Raw genomic sequence first — 18,446 nt, forward strand, 5'->3', positions numbered from 1 at the left:
CGTCAGCGCTGATGCCAGCAGCCCGCCGAGTTAGTGAAACTCTAGGCGCTTTCAACACGTTCAGAATGTCCGTTCCGGGTCAAAAGCCGCGGTCGAAGGCCAGCACAGGCCCTGTCCGATCTACCCCAGAAAGCCGACATCACGCCGTTAGTTGTGGTCTTCGGGTTGCCCCCCAGAGCGAACATCGGAGTGCGGAAGCGATAGGTCCGCTAAGTTCGTTCCACAGGTAGAGCCCGCGCGTCGGCATGCTCATAGCGCCCACCGAAAAGCTGAGAGAGCGCAGCTCCTGCGATGCGATCAAACGGAACCGTGATTGGAAGTCAATCGTCAATCTCGATACGTCCTTTTACCGGCGGTGCCCCGTCGCCCGTGTCAAACAGCATTGTGGAGTAAACGATGTCTAAGGTTGCTCTCTATGTTCCCCTTGAAGCCAAGCCAGGCAAGGAAAAGGAAGTTGCGGAATTCCTGAAATCGGCGCTGCCGTTGGTAGACGCTGAACCGGGCACCGTCAGTTGGTTCGCGATTCAGGAAGGTCCCTCGTCCTTCGCCATCTTCGACACATTCAATGACGAGTCCGGCCGCGATGCACATCTAAATGGTAAGGTCGCAGCGGCGCTGATGGCAAAAGCCGATGAGCTGTTGGCTAAATCGCCGACGATTCACAAGATAGACATCCTGGCCCAAAAGCCTCCGAAGTAAAGTCCAAGACGGCGCGCATTCGATGGCCAAGCTTCTAGCGTCGCGGATTTGCTGAACCTAAACTTAAGACGGGAGTCCGCTATGGTCTTGGCTGTGTGAAAACGCCACGACGCTTATGACGATAGAAGAAGTTATTCGTCCAAACTCTTTTAGCCCTCAAACTCGCAGGCGCACTCAACTTAAAGAACGAACTGAAGAATGTAATTCTAGTCGCGTTTCGATCCTTCGCGTTTTTACACAGCCAAGGGAAAGCGCCGATTGGAAGGTCGACCAGTAACTTCCGATCTACCGCGATAAGCAGACCATTTCCGCTCCCGCGCGGACTTCGCATAATGGGATGGTCCGGCCGTGCTCCAGCCCCGCCAGTGACAGAAGCTGGCTCGGGGGCAGCGAAGACAAGGAGCACGCCATGTCTCAGAAATCTAGCAGCGCAATCGCCGTGGTTGGCATCGATATCGGCAAGAACTCATTCCACGTCGTGGGACACGATCGCCGTGGTGCGATCGTGCTGCGGCAGAAATGGTCGCGTGGCCAGGTCGACGCGCGACTTGCCAACCTGCCACCGTGCCTGGTCGGCATGGAGGCTTGCGTCGGCGCACATCATCTCAGCCGCAAGCTGCAGCTACTCGGCCACAATGCTCGGCTGATGCCAGCCAAATACGTGCGGCCGTATTCGAAGGGACAGAAGAACGACTTCCGCGATGCGGAGGCGATTGCCGAGGCGGTGCAACGCCCGACCATGAAGTTCGTTGCGACCAAGACCGCGGACCAACTTGACCTGCAGGCCCTGCACCGCGTCCGCGAGCGCTTGGTCAGTCAGCGTACCGGCATCATCAATCAGATCCGCGCCTTCCTGCTGGAGCGAGGCGTTGCGGTGCGGCAAGGGTTGCGTTTCCTGCGGTCCGAGTTGCCGGGGATCCTCGCAACGTGCACCGATGTGCTCTCGCCTCGCATTGTGCGCATCCTCGAAGATCTGTCAGCAGACTGGCGCCACCTGGATGCACGCATCGAAGGCCTCTCCGGCGAGATTGAAACGCTCGCCCATCAGGATCAGCACTGCGAGCGGCTGATGACGGTGCCCGGCATCGGTCCGATCATCTCGAGCGCGATGGTGGCCGCGATCGGCACCGGAGAGGTGTTCTCCAAAGGCCGTGACTTCGGCGCCTGGCTCGGGCTGGTACCGAAACAAATCTCGACGGGAGACCGGACTATCCTCGGCAGCATATCAAGGCGAGGCAATCGCTATCTGCGCACTCTGTTCGTTCAGGCAGCCTGGGTCGTGCTGGTCAAGCTCGGACCAAAACATTGGGAGCGCTATGGGCTCAAATCCTGGATCGAGGCGGCGAAGAAGCGACTGCACCACAACGTGCTTGCCATTGCGCTGGCCAACAAGCTCGCCCGCATCGCTTGGGTGGTTCTCCACAAGGGGCGCGCCTTCACGTGCGACAAGACCGATGCGATGGCGTCCCGTCCAGCGTAACCCTCGCGCCGTGCTCGGTCCCGTCAAGGCGTGGCCTGGCATCACGACGCAAGAGGCGAGGCCTGCGCGACGGCCAGCCTTGACAAGACATTCCGCGCGGCGCGTCTCCACGCGCGCAGGCCGGGACGAAGGAACGGCCGCCAGGCACGAACAAAGGAACAGCACAAATGAGGAGCTATCGATGATGTAGTTTAGTCTGCCCGCCGAGGTCTGCGAGAGGATGAGACGACGATGGAGGATCGGTCTTCCCGGCGCATGCGAACACTGGTGGCCCGAATGGCCCGGTCGAGGCCTGTCGCATGATAAGATCGCATGCGCGCTGATATCCATGATGGCCCGGAGCACAACGCGCTCCAAGCAGAGGCCGGATACATTGATGCAAGACCACATCTGCCAGGTTGACGAAACCTCTTGCAACGCACGGCCGGACCATACATTCGGGCCAATTCCGGACATTGGCCAATAGCGCCGTGCAGCGCCGCCCATAGGCGGCTCTTATTGTCGGCTTGTCCGCCAGGGCCGACTCCCGGTGCTAATTCGACCGGACACGGCTTACGGTCCGGCGCCGCGGAGTGATGTTTCCACCAGTCGGCCAGGGTAGCGAGGGAAGTCGCCGCTCCGGGGCCTACGACGCTGGCTCCGTTCGGGCGTAGGCAGGAGCGGACTTAGAAACGATATCCGCATTTGCGGTTGAGCTAGCTAAAGACCCCGCCTGGTCAGCCCACCTCCGGCGCGAGCGGGCCCCGAGTGAAGCTCTCGTGTCCTTTCCCCCGTGCACATCCGGGGCCTCTTCCACTCAACTTCATTAGCGGGCTGCGCATCTTTCGGCGGGGTCAGGTCAGAGAGACGTCCATATCGCTCAATTGCACTCGCGTCGTGCCGGCATTGGCGAAGGTGATCGCTAGCATTAGACTATGGTCGAGGCGCCTGCGACTTCGGGCTAGTGAGATCGGACGATCTCGTCGGGCAAATGGTGGGTAGGAAAGGCACCACATTCTGGAAGTCTGATTTCGAATTAGAGGCCGGCGAACTCGAAATTGCCGCCCATCGCGGGCTTTCGACGTGAGGCGAATATGTTCATGGAAAGGTCAGCGGCCGGATTACAGGCGCATGAGTTAGTACTCTCGAATCTTTCGCCCAGCGTCGCTCAAAGGCGATTTGCGCTTGGCGTTGTGCTAGTGCTGCTCGTTGTCTTTGTCATCGTGGCAGGCCCGCTCTCGGGACTACCACTGAGGCGGGTTGACGCGTTTATACCCGCCTACGGCACTGCGATTTTCGTCATCGACTCTATCACCGCAGCCCTGCTCTTCGCGCAGTTTTCCGTCCTACGCTCGTATGCGCTCCTCGCACTGGCGAATGGCTATTTCCTGACGGCGCTCATCGCAATTCCTTGGACGCTCACATTTCCAGGCGTATTGGCTCCGGAGGGCGGCCTTGGCGGCGGCCTCCAGAGTACGGTTTGGCTCTATGTCCTGTCGCACGTGGGCTTCGCCCTGTTCGCGATCGTCTATACACTGCTGAAGGATGCCGATCCGATGGAGTGGCTGTCGCCACGCTCCATTCGTGCGAGGGTCCTTACGACTGTCGGATCAGTTACTGCGCTCGTCTGTTGCGCAACAGTTTTCGTTACAGCAGGCCATGCGCTCCTCCCGCGCATCATGCTCGACACGGCGGAGGTTTCCTATCTCTGGTACTACGCGGTCGGACCGATGGCGGGATTATTCGTCGTCGCGCTTGTCTTGCTATGGCTGCGGCACCGCTCGGTGCTCGATCTCTGGCTGATGTTGGTCTTGTTCGCATACATCATCGAGATCGCCCTCACCGCCTTTCCTATCCCGTACCGCTTTAGCGTCGGCTGGTATGCCGGGCGAGTTTACGGCGTGCTTTCCGGCAGCCTTGTGCTGCTCATCCTGATGAAAGAAGTGACGATGCTATACGGTGAACTGCTGCGCGCAGTCCTTGCCCAACGCCGCGAGCGCGAGGTGCGTCTGCTGACGGGGGACGCGGTCGCAGCCACCGTTGCGCACGAGATCAAGCAGCCATTGTCGGCGATGACTATGGAGGCCAGTGCGAGCCTGCGCTGGCTTGATCGCGCGACGCCCAACATCGATGAGGCCAAAGTCGCATTACAGCAAATCGTGAACAACGGGCACCGTGTGGGCGCGGTGATCGAGAATATTCGGACGCTCTTCAAGACGGAAGCACGAACCCGGACTTCGCTCGACGTCAACAATCTGATCCGCGAAGCTCTGGCGCTCGTGCGCGACGACCTGCGGAGGCATCGGGTAGCGGTTCAAACCGACTACAACCAATCGCTCCCACCGATAGAGGGCAACGAGGTTCAGCTGCAGCAGGTGCTCGTGAATTTGATAACGAACGCGATCGATTCAATGTCCACTGAAGATGGGGACCGGGTACTTTCCTTAAGGTCTAAAGTCTACGACTCCGGCAGTCTGATGGTGTCGGTGGAAGACGTGGGGAAGGGTGTCGAGCCGAGCGCTATCGATCTGATATTCAAACCGCAGTTTACGACCAAGGTGCACGGGATGGGGATGGGGCTGTCGATTTGCCGGTCGATCATCGAGGCCCATGGGGGGCGGTTGTGGGTGACCGCCAATCTGCCCCGAGGTGCCATTTTTCACTTCACGCTGCCCGCCCACCGGGAGCACTAGCATGCGCGGTGCTACTCTTGAAAGATGCAGGAGGCCGAATTGCCTACGGAGACCCTGATCTCGATCATCGATGATGATGAGGACTTTCGCGAGGCTGTAGCGCGTCTGATGAAATCTTGGGGGTTCACGGTCGAGGCCTTCGCATCCGAGCTGGCTTTTTTGTCCTCCCCGAATGTTCGCAATACGTCCTGCCTGATCGTGGACCTCCATTATCCGCAAATGACCGGGATTGAGCTGCATCGCCGGTTGGTGGAATCGGGCTATGCCATTCCAACGATTCTGATCAGCGCTCACCTAGACGACAGCGTTCGGGCTCGTGCGTTGGCTGATGGCATCATTTGCTACCTGACCAAGCCGTGTGATGAGGATGCTTTGCTTGGATGCATCTCGTCGGCTCTGGAGCGGGCCAAGCCAGATGAATATCGTTCATGATGATCACAGTCACGTGGGAGCGTTGACCGAGGGAGGAAATCACGACGTCATGGTCTGCAAGGGTTCGGTGCCAAATCATCGGGGCGCGACGGATTCCGAACGACGATGCGTAAGTGATCGCGCGGTTCCTCGACTAGCGCGGAGCGTACGACTGCCGTGATTTCGTGACCGCGCGAGAGCCCGCTCAATGACCAAGTTTCCTGTTCTGCCGCTCGCTCCAAGCAGGAACATTCTCATCGCACTCTCCAGTGGGCAAGGCATGCAACCTTGGCTCATGGGCTTGACCGAGGTCGCCTATGGATTGCCATCAAGCGCCTTTGCGTTTTTACACAGCCAGGGTCAAAGTGCGACATCAGGCCAAGTCCGCCTCATGCCCGGTCATCCCTCAGGGGCAGACATTGGCCGATGCATTCATATGTGCCTTTCTCCTGTGACCTCATAAGTGGACTCGGCTCGGCCTGATTGCGATCTCCGCGCGACGCTAACTGTGGTAATCTGTCCGTCATCACGAGTTAACGGAGGGATTTTATGCCCGGTCCGCCGCCCGAACATCCGCATCTCCGCCTGCTCAGGGGCAACCCCGGCAAGCGCCGCCTCCGCGTTCCGCCGGAGCCTGCACGCGCGGAAGAATGCCCTCCGCCGCCAGACCATCTGAACGCCTACGCGAAGGAAGTATGGCAGCAGATCGCGCCTGAGCTGCATCGGCTGAATCTCTTGACCGTCCTCGATGTCGGCCCGCTTGCCGCCTGCTGCGCCGCCACCGCTCAGTTCAGACAGGCCGAGGAGGCGATCCAGCGCATGGCAGAGCAGGATGAGCGTGGCCATGCGCTGACGATCGAGGGCAGCGCAGGCAGTCAGGTTACGAACCCGCTGCTGCGCATCGCGAGCCAAGCGATGGCCGATATGCAGCGCCTCGGCGCTCAGTTCGGCCTTACGCCGAGTGGGAGGTTGCGGCTCAGCGGCATTACGCCGCCGCCACCGCCATCGAAGTTCGACGGGCTGCTCGGCTGAGACTGTCGAGGATCGAGCTTCCGGGCTCGCCGGGCTTATCCATCGCGCTCGCACCTGGACTGCTCGAAGAGCGGCGGAGTTTGACGGCAGCGCCATCGCAGCTTTTCTCCATGACTGCCGTCAAGAGATTAGCTCTCGGCCGGACCCTTGCTACCTCAACATCTGCTATCGTTTCGGCCAAACACTGCTTCCAGCATTCGACCAGAAATTCCCGATCGCCATGGCCAGGTATCGGATCAGCGGATGTCTAGATGCGGCGAGGCCGTCCCGCATGCTCGACGACGTGCCGCCGAAGTTCGAGGAAAGGCTTGAATATGGTGCGTTCAGAAGCAAACCGTTTCGGCCCACATGCGCCTCGGCGCGCGACCATGGAAACTGTGAGCGAGCGGCAGCATCAAACGCCTCTGCTAACTTAAGTTATTGATCTCACCAGCCGGCATGGCACCTCGCCCCGGCTGGTTGAGATATTCCCGTTTCTCTTTCAGCGCCCCAACCTGCGTGAAGACTGATTGCTGCCCCCGAAGAGATATCCCTCATCCGGGGGCTTTCCCTTTTAATGCGGTCGCTTGAACTCCGCGATCATTCGCGCACCTTGCCACAGCTCAACCTCCCGATATTGTGATGCAATTAGCTGCACTCGTTTCTTCGCATCGTCATCATTTGCAAGACAAAGATCGATGCGCATGGAAATCACTCCATCCGCTCCGATCGCATAAACGCTGTAGTGCTTCATCCTGCCACCTTAGGACAAATTACTAGCTTTTCCCGAAAATCTGAGTCCTGGGTGCACAAGTGCACAGACTTTCCGCCCCAGACCGCGCATGGCTCAGCAGGCAACCTCTCGGCCGATTGTCTCGACCCTCAGTCCGTGGTCGGCCGGAAGAGGAGCGCAGCCCCGGCGCGTCGCTCCAGTCGCGTCGGGGCAGCACGCTCTGGCCGACGGGAATGGATGAGCAAGCGCTGGTTCGGGTTAAGGCAACGAGAGGAAGTGATCATGACGCCGCGCGAGAAACGCGACATGCCCTATATTGTCGGGCTCGCCTGCGTGGCGGCGGCCATGATGGCCGCGTTTGCTGTGTTCTGGCGATAGCCCGTTACGATGGCTTTCACGAGGTTGAATTGAGCCGCACGCGGCTGATGATGGTCGCAAAAATTCTTGCCGAGCACAGGCCGATGACAGCAGACGCCATGGTTCGGAAAGTGCTTGCAACTCGGCGATGACGTGTCCGTCGACGAAACGCTACGCGGAAAAGTCACTTCGAATCTGGTCCTGGAAGAGATCGACGCAACGGCCTGCGTCAAGCAGCTTGACTAAGATACTGTGCGTTCGTCGCCTGAAGGCCGAAGGTGCTTCAACGCCAGACGCGCGTGGTGCTCGGCCTTTTTGTTGCCGGTCTTCGCAATTTCCTCAATGGCCTAAACCAGCATCTGAATGGCACCTTCCCAATTTTTCGAATTCATCTGGTCCCATTCGTCAGCACGTTGGCGCGCCTAGCGGACTATCCACCAGCGCCGTAAGGGTGCCATGCCAACCGGCACCATCAACCACCTAGGTTAAGAGCCGCCTCGACGGGGCACTACCGCCACGACATGGCGAAGGGCAATCACCGGCCCCCATCGCCGCCACACCCTAACCCAAGTTATTTGATCTCAGGCCTCGGCATGGCACACTTGCTCGTGCTGAATGTGGAGATGCCCCTTTTCACATTTGGCGCCTACTTGAAGACGACACCCTGCGGAGCCCCCGATGGAAGCCGGGGGCTCTTTATTTGTCGCCCAGCAGCAGCACTATTGACCGAGGTTTGGGCTCGACCGACCGACCGACGCCAGTCCTAGTGGATTGAATCCCAGGCCGTGACTCGCTGTAATTGCCGGCATGGGTACCAAATCGCGTGAGGTCATCTGGGGCGGCCAGATCATGGGCGCCGCCCTCCGCGCCAAGCACGCCCGCGAGGAGACGACCAAGGCGATCAAGGCGGCCGACCGCGCCGAGGCCGAGGCATGGTCCGTTCGGATGGAAGGTTACGGCGGCCCGGCGCAGCCGTCGCCGACCATCGGCCAATGCCTCAACGGCGGCCTGTCCTGGCTAGAGGTCGAGTGCAACCGCTGCAAGACCCGCGCGAGCATTCCGCTGGATTGCATCCGCCGGCCACGCGATACGCCAATCTGGAAACTGGAAGCCTCGCTGAAGTGTCGCCACTGCCGCAAGGGGAGCGCCGCGCCGCCCGTGCACATGATCAAACTCACCGAACAGGGTCAGATCTCACCCTATAATGGGTGCACCCGAGCGAGGAGGATCGCTAAGCTGGCGCAAACGGATGGAATGTCCAGCTCCGGTGCGACGAAAACGGCCTGCTCGTCAATTTCCAATTGCATGGATCAATTCCCGACAATGTCGCCGCCGCAAGCACGATCCCGCGAGCGACGCTGGTGCAGCGGCAGTGCAGTGCACACAACGCAAATGGACAATTAAACCGACCCAATCAAAGAAAGAGTAACCATGCGATTGCGAAACCATGCGGCTGCTCGGCGGCCGACGTGTCGATGACCTACGCCAAATTGAAGAGTGCCGTGCTCGGCCTCGGCAATGACGCGCTTAACGCGGCAAGCCATCACGTCTTCGGCGAGGACGAGCGTCGCGAGCTGATCGATCTCTGCGCTAGCCATATCACCTTCAACGTCTGGCTTGCGACGACCACGAAGGGGCATGCCTTTGCTATGATTGATGAGATCGCCGCGAAGCTGAAGCGAGATTGGGAGGAGATGGACGAGGCCGCAAGTCAGGGCTGACGGCTACAGCTGCATCGGCAGCGCCAGCTGGATTGCGGGCGGCTCGCCATAGCGGCCGAGGAACGCTGCCAAGGGCTCCGGAATCTCGGCGCAGCGCTGGCTCAGCTCGGCGGCGATCTCCTCCGAGGCATCGCGCGACCAGCCTTCGGCGGTGTTGAAGCTGACGATGCGGATCGGGTTCTTTAGAGATAGAAAAGCGAAGATCAGGAATACGGGGGGTGAGTTTTTATGTCGATTCGGAAGGCGGGGCTGTTTGGATCATTGCCGGCTCTCCGATGGCTCGGGCCACGAACGCCGCCCATCACCGCGCAAAGGCCGCCAGCGGCGATCACGCCGTGGTATAGGCCCTTTCCGGGATACGCAGGGCAAACCCTTCTCGCCGCCGTCATCAGCATCTGCCATCCAAGCCGGAGCTTGGAGCGACGAAGAAAACGACGATTTTTGCTAAGCCGCGTCAGTGCAATTTATGCCTATGGGCGGCCAGAAAGTTCAGAATCAATCTTGCTCCTGCGAATAGGCGGGTTAGGCCCGATTCTTCATCTCCAGCGGTTGCAGCGGCCCGCGCCGTCCCGGACGCTTCAGAAACTGATGCTGCACCGCGAAAGCAGCTTCTTGACGGAAAGCGGGAAAATCCGGCAATTAAAATGGCTTTTGCGCCAGTGCTTGTTTAGATCTGGCCGCCTTCCTTTGGGAGCAGCCATTGGTCGACGATCTTCTGGACCGGATGCGGCGAAACCCGCAAGCCGGTTGGACTATTGAGGACGTGGAGAAGCTTTGCCAACAGTATAACGTCTCGTGCGAAGCTGCGCGCGGCAGTGGATCGCACTACAGGCTGTTCGGTAAGCGCCTGGATCACATCATGACCGTTCCTTCCGGACGATCGGTCAAACCGATACATATCCGGCGTGTGGTACGTTTCCTTGACCTTGTCCGTTTCCTCGAGCTTATCTGGCATCTTTCATGAATCAGCTGACCGAATATCCCGTGCTGATCCGCCCGTTGCCAGCGGTGGATGGCGGCGGCTTCATCGCGCTGGTGCCGGATCTGCCCGGGTGCATGTCGGACGGTGAAAGTCCGGCCGAGGCTTTTGCCAATGCGCAGAACGCCATCACGGTGTGGATCGAAGCGGCGAGCAAGTTGGGGCGGCCGATTCCATCGCCGACGTTAAGCACGCGGCTGGATAGTCTATTCCGAAAAGCGATTTACTAACCTCAAAGCTGATCCTGAACCCACAAATGGGCGGAGTGTGCGCCGTTTTTCCCTTGACCCAGTGCTTACAGAGGCCTGCCCCGTACCAGCGCGTCAGGCGATGCGCGAATGCTCGCGCAGCAACATCTCGCTCCTGGGTGTACCTTAACTACCTTTGCGCGCGTGCTCTCTGAGAAAGTGCGCGTACATCTCCCGCAATTCCGCGACCGGCCCGTCGCTGCCGTCGAGCAGGACCGGCGTCAGGCGAAACGTATCGTGGTCGAACTTCCAGCCTTTGATGCCCATGAGGAAATAGGCTTCTGCGGATGCGCGGAGATAAGTTAGTTCTCTGGCGCGCTTCAGGTCATCGCGGTGGAAAGGCTCGATTGCATCGTGTTTCATGTTCGTCCGGTCTCCATCTGGAACTGCTCGAACGCCGGGCGAAGCGGAATGGTGTCGTGAGAGCCGTCGGTGTAGTCGAGATGGAGATTGTACTCGGCATCGATTTCAGAACGCGCGATCCGCGGTACAATCGCGAGCGGACCTGCGGGACCACGCTCACCGCGCTCGCCCTTCTGACCCTGCTGGCCGCGCTTGCCTGCGGAAGCGAACAATTGCCAGTGCTCGCCGGGGCATGGGCCAGGATCGTCACGCTGCGCGACAAAGCTGGACCCGTTCAGCATAACTATATCGAGCCGTTCATAGGTTTTTGCGGCATCGTAGGTACCGCGGGACCGGATTGTACGACCATCCTTGCCGTCGGCGCCGACCGCGCCATGCAGGTCCAGTCCTCGCTCTCCGGACACGGTGCTTGCGCGGTATCGCGCTTGGCCTGATAACTGCCGGTCTGATCGGCCACCACGTTGCCGCGATAGTAGATGCGACCTGCGGTGTACGGCTCGATCATCGGCAGCGAACCGGGCTCACCCTTTTCACCGCGCGGACCCGGTATGCCATCGGCCGGCTGTTTGATCAGCGCCGTCCGCTCTGCGATCTCAGCGCGCATTTCGGCGCGAAGCTCGGTTCGGATTGCTTCCCGCATTTCCGCCTTGGCCGCGCGGATATCGGCCAGCGCCCTTTCCACTTTCGCTGAATTGCTATCCGACTCGCGCCGAAGGAATTTGTTGGTCTCATCGAACAGGCGGTCGCGCTGCTCGCTGATCCCCTCCCGCAATCCCGCGATGACGCCGTCACGGATCTCTGCGATCTGCTCGGTTACAAGGTTCTGAACATACTGCGCCCACGAGGCCTGAACGGCTACGTCACTGGCGGCCGCGGTGTTTGCCGCTGCGCGGCTGGATTTATCGGCCGCGATGTCGGTCGCGTAATGTCTGTTAACGCTCCCGAAGCCGCCGTATCGCGATTTGCCGGACATCGATGCCTCCCTCAGTGCGACAACTGCTTAAAGTATAGCACCAAAGGAATTCGCCAGGGAGGCAATCCTTCCGATCCGCTCCATCGGTAAGGACGACGGTTTTGCCGATCAATTCGGATTGCGCCTCACCGTACTCACGCAAAATTCTTGACGCACGGCGTTTCACCGATGGCATTGCTCGTCCATGTTCGGCCGAGCCGTCTGTGCTGTCCCACAGCGGCTCAGCGGCGAGGCCTGTCTCAGCGCTCAGCCGCCGGAATGATCGATGGTGACTGCTCTTCCAATTCGCGGAGCCGGTGGATTTGCGTTCTAATGCTCGCTGGCAATTCCGGCTCCGGTTTCAACGACGCACGCAATCTCTCGCCGATCTCTCGAACAATGGCGCGGCTGTGTTTGTGGTCTATGTCAATCCGGTTGGGCATAACGAAGCCTCGTTCGGGGCAAGAATGCGCCCAGCAGCGAAGAGCTACGCCCCTAGCTCTCCTGCTTGCGAGCACGGCTGGCCATTCCGAATGGAACCGGAGACCGCCGCTTTTGGCCGGTCTTTATTAGCGACCTTTGGCTATCCGCGACATTGCGCCGTGTTAGTACCGGCGAGCGACTCTCATGTCTTTTCTAAAGCCTAGCAGGGGCTTTCGTTCCTTGATCCTTGATAGAGACGCGATGTTCCATTCGGAGAACCCGGGACTCGGTCGGCTGGGTCTTAGACGATAGCCCAACGGACACAGGGATCGCACTCGGAACCATTTCAGAGAGTGCCCAGTTAGTTCATGGGACGATAAAAGGGACCGTCGCTATGAGGACCAAATATCTCGCTGCGATCGCGATAGCCGTTCTTGCCGCCTGTACTGGGCTGGCCGTCATTTCTCTCGGCTCGCTGCCTCTCGAAAAGCAGTCCACGCCGACCGCTACGCAAATGGCGGACCGATTGGCTCAGTCCTTGGACCCGTTTTTTGATGCGGTCTAGTGGCTAGCAGCCGGCACTGGCGGCGAATGCCCGAGTCATGGCGGGCGAAGCGGTTGTCATATAACGCAAGCGTTGGCCGATCACTCGATCATAACCGCGCGAGGCTTTTAGCTCGAACACGACGTACTTGCCTTGATGATCGACCGCGATAATATCAATGAACCGCCCTCCCGCTGGGAAATCGACACACACACCCGTGATTTCTAGCCAGCTGGCTCGCTCAGGCTTCCCCGGTGATCCACTCTAAGGCTTCACGTTCTTCGCCTCTTTCAAAGGTCCGCACTTCGGGATGCAGAAATAGCCGCATGGTGCCGATGACCCAATACTGCCAGCTATGCCCAACGATAACGGCGATGCGCTCCACTTTCTGGTGGTGATTTTTCACGAAGCCGATGTGCTTCTCGAACGCAGCGATATCTTCCCAGCCGCCAAAATTCGAGGCGTCAACCAGCAAGCTTATGTTGCCCTGCTGCTCGAGGAGGGAATCGATCTGCGGAGCAAGCTGCCGAAAGTCCCCGGCCTTCAACTTCTCAGGCACGGTTATTTTCAGCACACGATCAAAGATCAGCTCTGTTTGGATCATTGCAGCTCTCCCTTGCAGCGGTGGCTCCGCCCGGCGCAAGAAGAACCAGACCGCCAGCAGCGCGGCGTCTTCCAAGCCTGGACCTCATGCCGCTTTGGGTCGGCGCTGTGTCACTGGACCAACGTTGCAATTGCAAGAAGCGCGTCGGCACCCGCCCCTTCAAATGCCAGGTAGAATACTGCGGCCATCAAAACTGGGAAAGCCGCAAAAACGAGTGTGCTTGTTTGGAAGTTTCCATAATCGGACTCCCTAACTTAAATAAAATTCCTTGCATGGGAGGATAAGGTTAGACCCCAAAAAAGTAGCCGTCTGCGGAGCCGTTCACACTGAGACTGCTGTAACTCGGCGCGTGGTTGGCTAGCCGAGCGGTCTTCCACATAGCCAGTGCGACGACCGCCCCGTCCCGGTGCTTGGATACGATGCCCTCAAGGCGGAGCTTGCAGGCGTGTGCTCGAACATGGCCGCGCCGATCTCGCCCTGCATGCGTTCGTTGAGCTAAAAGCCGCCGCTGGATTGGCGAACGGCTTAGGTCAGCTAGTCCTTTCTCTTTGGCGTGGTTGTCCACTGTGGTCCGCTGCCAGGTCGCCATCTTTCCGCGAACCAGAATGCAGCAATGGCGGCAAACGAAAGCAGAAAAACTCCTGCGCAGAGAACAAAAGCTTGTACAGCGTTAGTCATGGCGACCTCCACGGCCGTAGTGGGATGATCACCGTCTGCGGCCTTACTGAGCGCAGCATTGATCTGGATTAACTTTGACCGATCAATCTAGGTCAGCATCGTTGGCCGAACCCGTGCCCCGCCGCGCTGCACCATCAGCCGATAGCCTTCGTGCTTGATTTCGTGAACCCCAGAGCGGACCGGACGGTGGCGGGATCACCTTCGTCGGCTGGCACGGTTCGATGAAGCGGGAGGGACGCCGCATGGGCAGAGGATGAGCGCGGTCATGCTGCCATCGCTCGATCCTCTTTGTCGGCCCCGCGCATGACGATCCTGAGTGCGTCATCCGGCAACGGCCGCTGCAATACCTTCGCCTCATCCCAAGGTGCGCGCATCCAGACGTCGCGAGATCGCCCCGGACCCAGTGGTCCTGATCTGCTATTTCGCCCTCGCAGACCTCTGGAATTCCACGATTGCCGATGCCGATTTTTCAACTGCGGTTTGCATCCCGATGATTAGAGCGATCCAGATAGAAACAGATATTGATAGGCACCGCTATCTTGCTTAGACCGCGAACAGCGGCCAATTTGGAATTTGTTCCGGGCCTCAGATCTCGGATCGGCTTGGCGTTTCCATGAAACTTAAGGTGCGACACCCAACTGATGAACGTCTGCAAGTATGCAGCGATCATCACGTAGGCTATCACGCATATGGTCCAAAGAAAAATGCTGTGAGTTGTTTCAGCGCCGAGTTGGAACGTTGCAGCCAGCGCGAGCCAACCGAAGAGCTTAAACACACCATCGACGAGCGAGCGGATGGAGCAGAAAAACGCGTGATCGTCGGGTAGTTCAAAGTGCCGAAACTTCAATGTGGCAGCCCTCGCATCCTAAGTTAAGCGTATGACTATGACTTCAAATCACCGCCCGGTCGCGAGGGCTGCCACCTTCGGGCTTCCTTGGATTTCGGCCTATGGCGATCGTCCGAAGGCATCAACGATCCGCGTCGTTGAATACATGACGACCGATATGAATGCGCTCGTAAAATAACCGATCGCGGCAAGCACCATGTCGATCACCGTGCGGCTGTAGACCAGCATCACAAAGCAGACCACCAAGGCCACGATGCTCACGATGACTGTGAATGCATCCCCGGATCGGGCCGCGTAGATGAACGGAGCGACGGCCGTAAGGCCCAGGCACACTACGATCGCGATCCCGGCTATTAACGACCCACCCGTCGCCATCGATGGGACGACCTGCCTCACCATGCCTTCGATGGCTGGCTTAGGAACATCACCGGTGTAGACAAGGAAGATGTAACCGCCGATCAGCAGGAGGACCACGGCAAACGACGCAAATTTAACGGCAAAGCGGATGTATTCCATTGCAGGGTCCCCCAAAGCTGAAACTATCGCCGGTTGCAGGGACTGCAAAGGTGCAAGAACGCTTATTCCAAAGCTTTTTGACCGAGTTTGAGGCACTCCGCAGCGAATTACCTGCGTTAGGCCGCCACCCGATCTTCCTTGTCCGCCCCGCGCATAACGATCCTGAGCGCGTCATCCGGCAGCGGCCGCTGCAGCGCCTTGGCCTCATCCCACGCCGCGCGCATCCAGACGTCACGCTCCTCGTCGGTGGTCAGGATCACCGGCATTGCCATAGGGTGGATCGGCTCGACTACAGCGTTGGGCGCGATTGTCAGGAAGCCGTAGACAAGGTGCGGCCCCGGCACCGGCTTGGACTTCGTGCCGCGTTCACCGTTGAACGTCATCCACACGCCCGCGAACGCGAACAGCGGACGCTCGTCGGCGAGCGCGAACCAGACCACGTCCTTTTTCTTCGTCTCCGGGTTTAGCTCCGGCGCGTACTCGGCGAAGCTGTTGGCCGGGACAAGGCAGCGGTTCTCAGCGCTGAGCCACGCCCGCCAGTGTGGCGATGACGTATTGCGGATGTTAGTTACCGGGTATCCACCGGCTCGTGGTGGCGGCGGCATGCCCCAGCGCATCATCGTCATTTCGAGTTCGCCGCCCGAGTTGCGCACCACTGGTGCCGGGTAGTCCGGAAACACGCCCGGCATCGGCGCGAGGTTGCCGACGTAGCGGTTGATCACGCGGAACAGCGCGATGATCGCGGCTTGGTTGGTGGTGATGCTGTAGAGGTTGCACACGATCCAGCAAAAGCCCGCGATTTATGCCCCAGCTTTCTCTTCCAACGCAGAGCGAAGCATTGCGAAGTTCGCCAGAATATCTTCGCCACTACCCAATGCCTTTATCGCCAAAGTTTTGGCTTCCTGAACATCATCCAACGTTAAACGTGTAATCGAATAGTCGTCCTTGCTCCTGACCGTCATGCTCTTTAGCAGTTTGGTGGCGGCCTGTGGAGCAAACTCGAAACCGTCACCCTTCTTGTTGGGGACCAACGGTGTATGGCAGACAGCGTTTCTGATCTTTGCTACGCGCTCTAGTTGGTCCGCATGCGCTTTGACGGCTTTCTTCCAATTCGGTTGTCTGAGGTGAGCCGCACGGCTCTTTAGGATTTCAATCTTTTGCCGAGGGTCGAGGGTCGCGACTATGGTTTCCAGCATCGGCGACGTGGAGAGGTACATCACCTCAATGATGATATGATTTAGTTGGTGATCGAGCGCGGTGTAAAGCAAAACCATTTCGCCAATTGTCGCATACGCGTTCTTCCATTGCTCTTTCGTGGGCATACTATCGCTCCCCCGGCCACCACGTAGATGGTGGATCGCTGGCTGAAATCTTGGTGGTCCGCAGCGCCACGAGATGGCTCCGCTTGTAGGCATAGCTGCGCTGCTCCGAGCACAGCTTGCAGCGCATGTAGCGCTCCAGCTCTTGGATCGGCGTTGACTTCGGTCGCCGCACGATGTCGAGCGCGACAGTCTGATGCGTTTCGCAGCCGAGACACTTCACTTCGAGGTAGCAGTATCCGGCGTTGAGGGCATCGCCCAGCGTCGGCGATGGCTGCGCCGGACCCTGAAACGCCAGCATGCGCTTGTTCCAAGCCTCACAGGCGAGCCGGTCGGCCTGCTTGCGCGCCTCGGCCGCTTCCTCGGCCGCCGCCCTGACCGACGCGCCATGGACGCGCTCTCGCGATTTGGTGCCCATGCAGGCGGAAGGTGCGCCGGGCGGCGCACGGCGGGCAAGCCACTAGGAATTGCGGTGGATAGCGCGCCGGGCACAAGGCGACGCGCCCGCAAGACAGTGCGTCATCTGACGCACCTGCAAAGCGCAAGCACAAGGACGGCCGTAATCATGCGGGATAATGAATTTACCAGCAAAAACAATGTTTTACTGCACGCGCCACTGGTGGCTGAACGGTTAGACCACCAACCGACAGGAGCAAGCCAGTGCAGACCCCGAAGCACTTCGCCATCCTCCGGCCCGCCCAGAACCCGCAGCCGCTTTTCACCGTCTACGCCTATTCGCTCGAACAGGCCCGCGCGCTCGTCGCGGCAAAGGTACCGGGCGAGACCATCGTTGTCGGCCCCGTCTCGCTAGACGGAGCAAGCCAGTGATCCCCGATACCCGCAACGGCCTTCCCGCAATGGCCTGCGTCTCTGCCCTACAGAAGGCGATCAGGCGCGGCGTGGAGCGTGAAGCCATGGAGTTCGCCATCGAACTCATGCACACCTCTAAAGCCTTCCACACCATGGTCTGCAACAGGCTCGAAGTCATTTGCCATGAAGACCTCGACACCCTGGCAGCGCCGCACGTCTTCCCGTTCGTCGCCGCCTCGCTCGCAGCGTCGAGGGAGCGGTACAGCAAGAGCATCGGCGAAGCCCGGTTGATGGTGGGCAATGCGATCCGCATCATGTGCCGATCGCCGAAGTCGCGTGCGGGCTGTCACTTCGCAGCGGCAATCGGGTTGCGGTCGATGCTTGAGGGCCACGTCCCCGAGATACCGGACTTCGCTCTCGACCAGCACACGCTGGAAGGCCGCAAGCTCGGGCGTGGCCTCGATCACTTCCGCAACGAGGGCGCGAAGCTGATCCCGCCACCGACAGCACCGGACCCGTACATCGAGGAAGCCTACCGGCTGTGGGCGCTGAAGCAGCAGGGCAAGTAAACGGCGTGCGTCCCGCACTGTGCCGGGGCTAAGCCTTTGGACGATCGGACATGTGCTTCGGACCCTCCGATTGAGCTGGTGTCCTAGTCTTGGGACAGGACAACGCGGTCGCAGCGCCGGTAAGGACGGCACGCTCGACATCATCCCCGCATGGAGATGTGCGGGCTGTTCCGGATGCCGCGGGCGGCGATGGACGACGAGAAGATCGTGGAGACGTGGATGAACCGCGCCAAGTTTGGTGGCCGCAATCGATTGCATGGACCAGATCCCTACAATGGTTCGGCCGCGAACACGATGCCGCGAGCCGAACTGGCGCGGCGGCGCTGCAGTGCACACAACTCAGACAACAAAAGCCGACCCACTAAAAAGAAACGAAAGGGGAATAACCATGCTTTCATCCCGTGAGCATGAGAAGCTGTGTTTGCTCGCGGCGGACCGCGCGAACGAAGCGATTACCTCGGTCACCCGGATGTTGGACGACGACGAGCAGGCGCTGCGGTTGACAATCAT

Annotated in this window: 21 protein-coding genes and 1 pseudogene; 13 read left to right on the forward strand and 9 right to left on the reverse strand. The window is 59.4% G+C overall.

All coding sequences use genetic code 11. From position 1 onward, the window contains the following. Positions 1 to 396: 396 nt before the first annotated feature. From ACZXDY_RS40325 to ACZXDY_RS40345, 5 genes are all read left to right on the forward strand, one after another. A complete protein-coding gene (locus tag ACZXDY_RS40325) occupies positions 397 to 699 on the forward strand; it encodes a putative quinol monooxygenase (RefSeq protein ID WP_028169038.1) in 303 nt (100 codons plus the stop codon). Between the two features lie 409 nt (positions 700 to 1,108). Next, positions 1,109 to 2,179, forward strand: coding sequence for an IS110 family RNA-guided transposase (locus ACZXDY_RS40330; protein WP_028169039.1), 1,071 nt, complete (start codon positions 1,109 to 1,111; stop codon positions 2,177 to 2,179). A 1,178-nt stretch (positions 2,180 to 3,357) separates the two neighbouring features. Further along, positions 3,358 to 4,851 (forward strand): MASE4 domain-containing protein, encoded by a 1,494-nt coding sequence (locus tag ACZXDY_RS40335; protein ID WP_245287681.1) that lies wholly within the window; start codon positions 3,358 to 3,360, stop codon positions 4,849 to 4,851. Positions 4,852 to 4,890: 39 nt separating this feature from the next. Beyond that, positions 4,891 to 5,283, forward strand: coding sequence for a response regulator transcription factor (locus ACZXDY_RS40340; protein ID WP_028169041.1), 393 nt, complete (start codon positions 4,891 to 4,893; stop codon positions 5,281 to 5,283). 528 nt (positions 5,284 to 5,811) lie between these two features. After that, positions 5,812 to 6,294 carry a phage terminase small subunit P27 family gene (locus ACZXDY_RS40345; RefSeq protein WP_464349325.1) on the forward strand — a complete coding sequence of 161 codons (483 nt, stop codon included), beginning with the start codon at positions 5,812 to 5,814 and terminating at the stop codon, positions 6,292 to 6,294. Between the two features lie 553 nt (positions 6,295 to 6,847). On the opposite strand, the gene ACZXDY_RS40350 is transcribed toward ACZXDY_RS40345, so the two are convergent. Beyond that, the gene (locus ACZXDY_RS40350) at positions 6,848 to 7,027 is read right to left on the reverse strand and encodes a hypothetical protein (RefSeq protein ID WP_028169043.1); all 180 of its coding nucleotides are present in this window, start codon (positions 7,025 to 7,027) and stop codon (positions 6,848 to 6,850) included. A 216-nt stretch (positions 7,028 to 7,243) separates the two neighbouring features. Between ACZXDY_RS40350 and ACZXDY_RS40355 the strand changes: the two genes are divergently transcribed. From ACZXDY_RS40355 to ACZXDY_RS40375, 5 genes and pseudogenes are all read left to right on the forward strand, one after another. Then, positions 7,244 to 7,384: a hypothetical protein gene (locus ACZXDY_RS40355; protein ID WP_155255640.1), complete on the forward strand. Its 141-nt coding sequence runs from the start codon at positions 7,244 to 7,246 to the stop codon at positions 7,382 to 7,384. Between the two features lie 786 nt (positions 7,385 to 8,170). Beyond that, positions 8,171 to 8,598, forward strand: a pseudogene (locus ACZXDY_RS40360) (hypothetical protein). Positions 8,599 to 8,838: 240 nt separating this feature from the next. Beyond that, on the forward strand, positions 8,839 to 9,084 hold the full coding sequence (locus ACZXDY_RS40365) for a hypothetical protein (protein ID WP_028169044.1): 246 nt from the start codon (positions 8,839 to 8,841) through the stop codon (positions 9,082 to 9,084). Between the two features lie 700 nt (positions 9,085 to 9,784). Continuing rightward, positions 9,785 to 10,048 (forward strand): type II toxin-antitoxin system HicA family toxin, encoded by a 264-nt coding sequence (locus tag ACZXDY_RS40370; protein WP_130227757.1) that lies wholly within the window; start codon positions 9,785 to 9,787, stop codon positions 10,046 to 10,048. After that, the gene (locus tag ACZXDY_RS40375; RefSeq protein ID WP_028169046.1) at positions 10,045 to 10,293 is read left to right on the forward strand and encodes a type II toxin-antitoxin system HicB family antitoxin; all 249 of its coding nucleotides are present in this window, start codon (positions 10,045 to 10,047) and stop codon (positions 10,291 to 10,293) included. Before ACZXDY_RS40370 ends, ACZXDY_RS40375 begins: the two co-directional genes overlap by 4 nt. A 144-nt stretch (positions 10,294 to 10,437) precedes the next feature. Here ACZXDY_RS40375 and ACZXDY_RS40380 read toward each other — a convergent pair whose 3' ends face one another. The 4 genes from ACZXDY_RS40380 to ACZXDY_RS40395 all read right to left on the reverse strand — a co-directional run bounded on the left by ACZXDY_RS40380 (position 10,438) and on the right by ACZXDY_RS40395 (position 13,272). Further along, a complete protein-coding gene (locus ACZXDY_RS40380) occupies positions 10,438 to 10,674 on the reverse strand; it encodes a hypothetical protein (protein WP_028169047.1) in 237 nt (78 codons plus the stop codon). Next, positions 10,671 to 10,955, reverse strand: a complete 285-nt coding sequence (locus ACZXDY_RS40385; RefSeq protein WP_464349326.1) for a hypothetical protein — start codon at positions 10,953 to 10,955, stop codon at positions 10,671 to 10,673. Before ACZXDY_RS40385 ends, ACZXDY_RS40380 begins: the two co-directional genes overlap by 4 nt. A gap of 2 nt (positions 10,956 to 10,957) precedes the next feature. Continuing rightward, on the reverse strand, positions 10,958 to 11,647 hold the full coding sequence (locus ACZXDY_RS40390) for a hypothetical protein (RefSeq protein WP_464349327.1): 690 nt from the start codon (positions 11,645 to 11,647) through the stop codon (positions 10,958 to 10,960). 1,187 nt (positions 11,648 to 12,834) lie between these two features. Next, positions 12,835 to 13,272 carry a SpoIIAA family protein gene (locus tag ACZXDY_RS40395; protein WP_035692867.1) on the reverse strand — a complete coding sequence of 146 codons (438 nt, stop codon included), beginning with the start codon at positions 13,270 to 13,272 and terminating at the stop codon, positions 12,835 to 12,837. Positions 13,273 to 14,488: 1,216 nt separating this feature from the next. Between ACZXDY_RS40395 and ACZXDY_RS40400 the strand changes: the two genes are divergently transcribed. Next, the gene (locus tag ACZXDY_RS40400; protein WP_155255642.1) at positions 14,489 to 14,701 is read left to right on the forward strand and encodes a hypothetical protein; all 213 of its coding nucleotides are present in this window, start codon (positions 14,489 to 14,491) and stop codon (positions 14,699 to 14,701) included. Positions 14,702 to 14,821: 120 nt separating this feature from the next. Here ACZXDY_RS40400 and ACZXDY_RS40405 read toward each other — a convergent pair whose 3' ends face one another. The 4 genes from ACZXDY_RS40405 to ACZXDY_RS40420 form a co-directional block, all read right to left on the reverse strand. After that, positions 14,822 to 15,238, reverse strand: coding sequence for a hypothetical protein (locus ACZXDY_RS40405; protein ID WP_455996963.1), 417 nt, complete (start codon positions 15,236 to 15,238; stop codon positions 14,822 to 14,824). A gap of 116 nt (positions 15,239 to 15,354) precedes the next feature. Continuing rightward, a complete protein-coding gene (locus ACZXDY_RS40410) occupies positions 15,355 to 16,017 on the reverse strand; it encodes an SOS response-associated peptidase (protein WP_464349328.1) in 663 nt (220 codons plus the stop codon). A gap of 21 nt (positions 16,018 to 16,038) precedes the next feature. Then, positions 16,039 to 16,560: a hypothetical protein gene (locus ACZXDY_RS40415; protein WP_028163649.1), complete on the reverse strand. Its 522-nt coding sequence runs from the start codon at positions 16,558 to 16,560 to the stop codon at positions 16,039 to 16,041. Between the two features lies 1 nt (position 16,561). Beyond that, positions 16,562 to 16,975, reverse strand: coding sequence for a hypothetical protein (locus ACZXDY_RS40420; RefSeq protein ID WP_028163648.1), 414 nt, complete (start codon positions 16,973 to 16,975; stop codon positions 16,562 to 16,564). Between the two features lie 242 nt (positions 16,976 to 17,217). On the opposite strand from ACZXDY_RS40420, the gene ACZXDY_RS40425 reads away from it, so the two are divergent. Together ACZXDY_RS40425 and ACZXDY_RS40430 are read left to right on the forward strand one after the other, a co-directional pair. Continuing rightward, positions 17,218 to 17,385 (forward strand): hypothetical protein, encoded by a 168-nt coding sequence (locus ACZXDY_RS40425; protein WP_155255146.1) that lies wholly within the window; start codon positions 17,218 to 17,220, stop codon positions 17,383 to 17,385. 86 nt (positions 17,386 to 17,471) lie between these two features. Continuing rightward, on the forward strand, positions 17,472 to 17,936 hold the full coding sequence (locus tag ACZXDY_RS40430) for a hypothetical protein (protein WP_155255145.1): 465 nt from the start codon (positions 17,472 to 17,474) through the stop codon (positions 17,934 to 17,936). Positions 17,937 to 18,446: the final 510 nt, after the last annotated feature.

The sequence above is a fragment of the Bradyrhizobium sp. LeoB3 genome, from assembly GCF_055456055.1.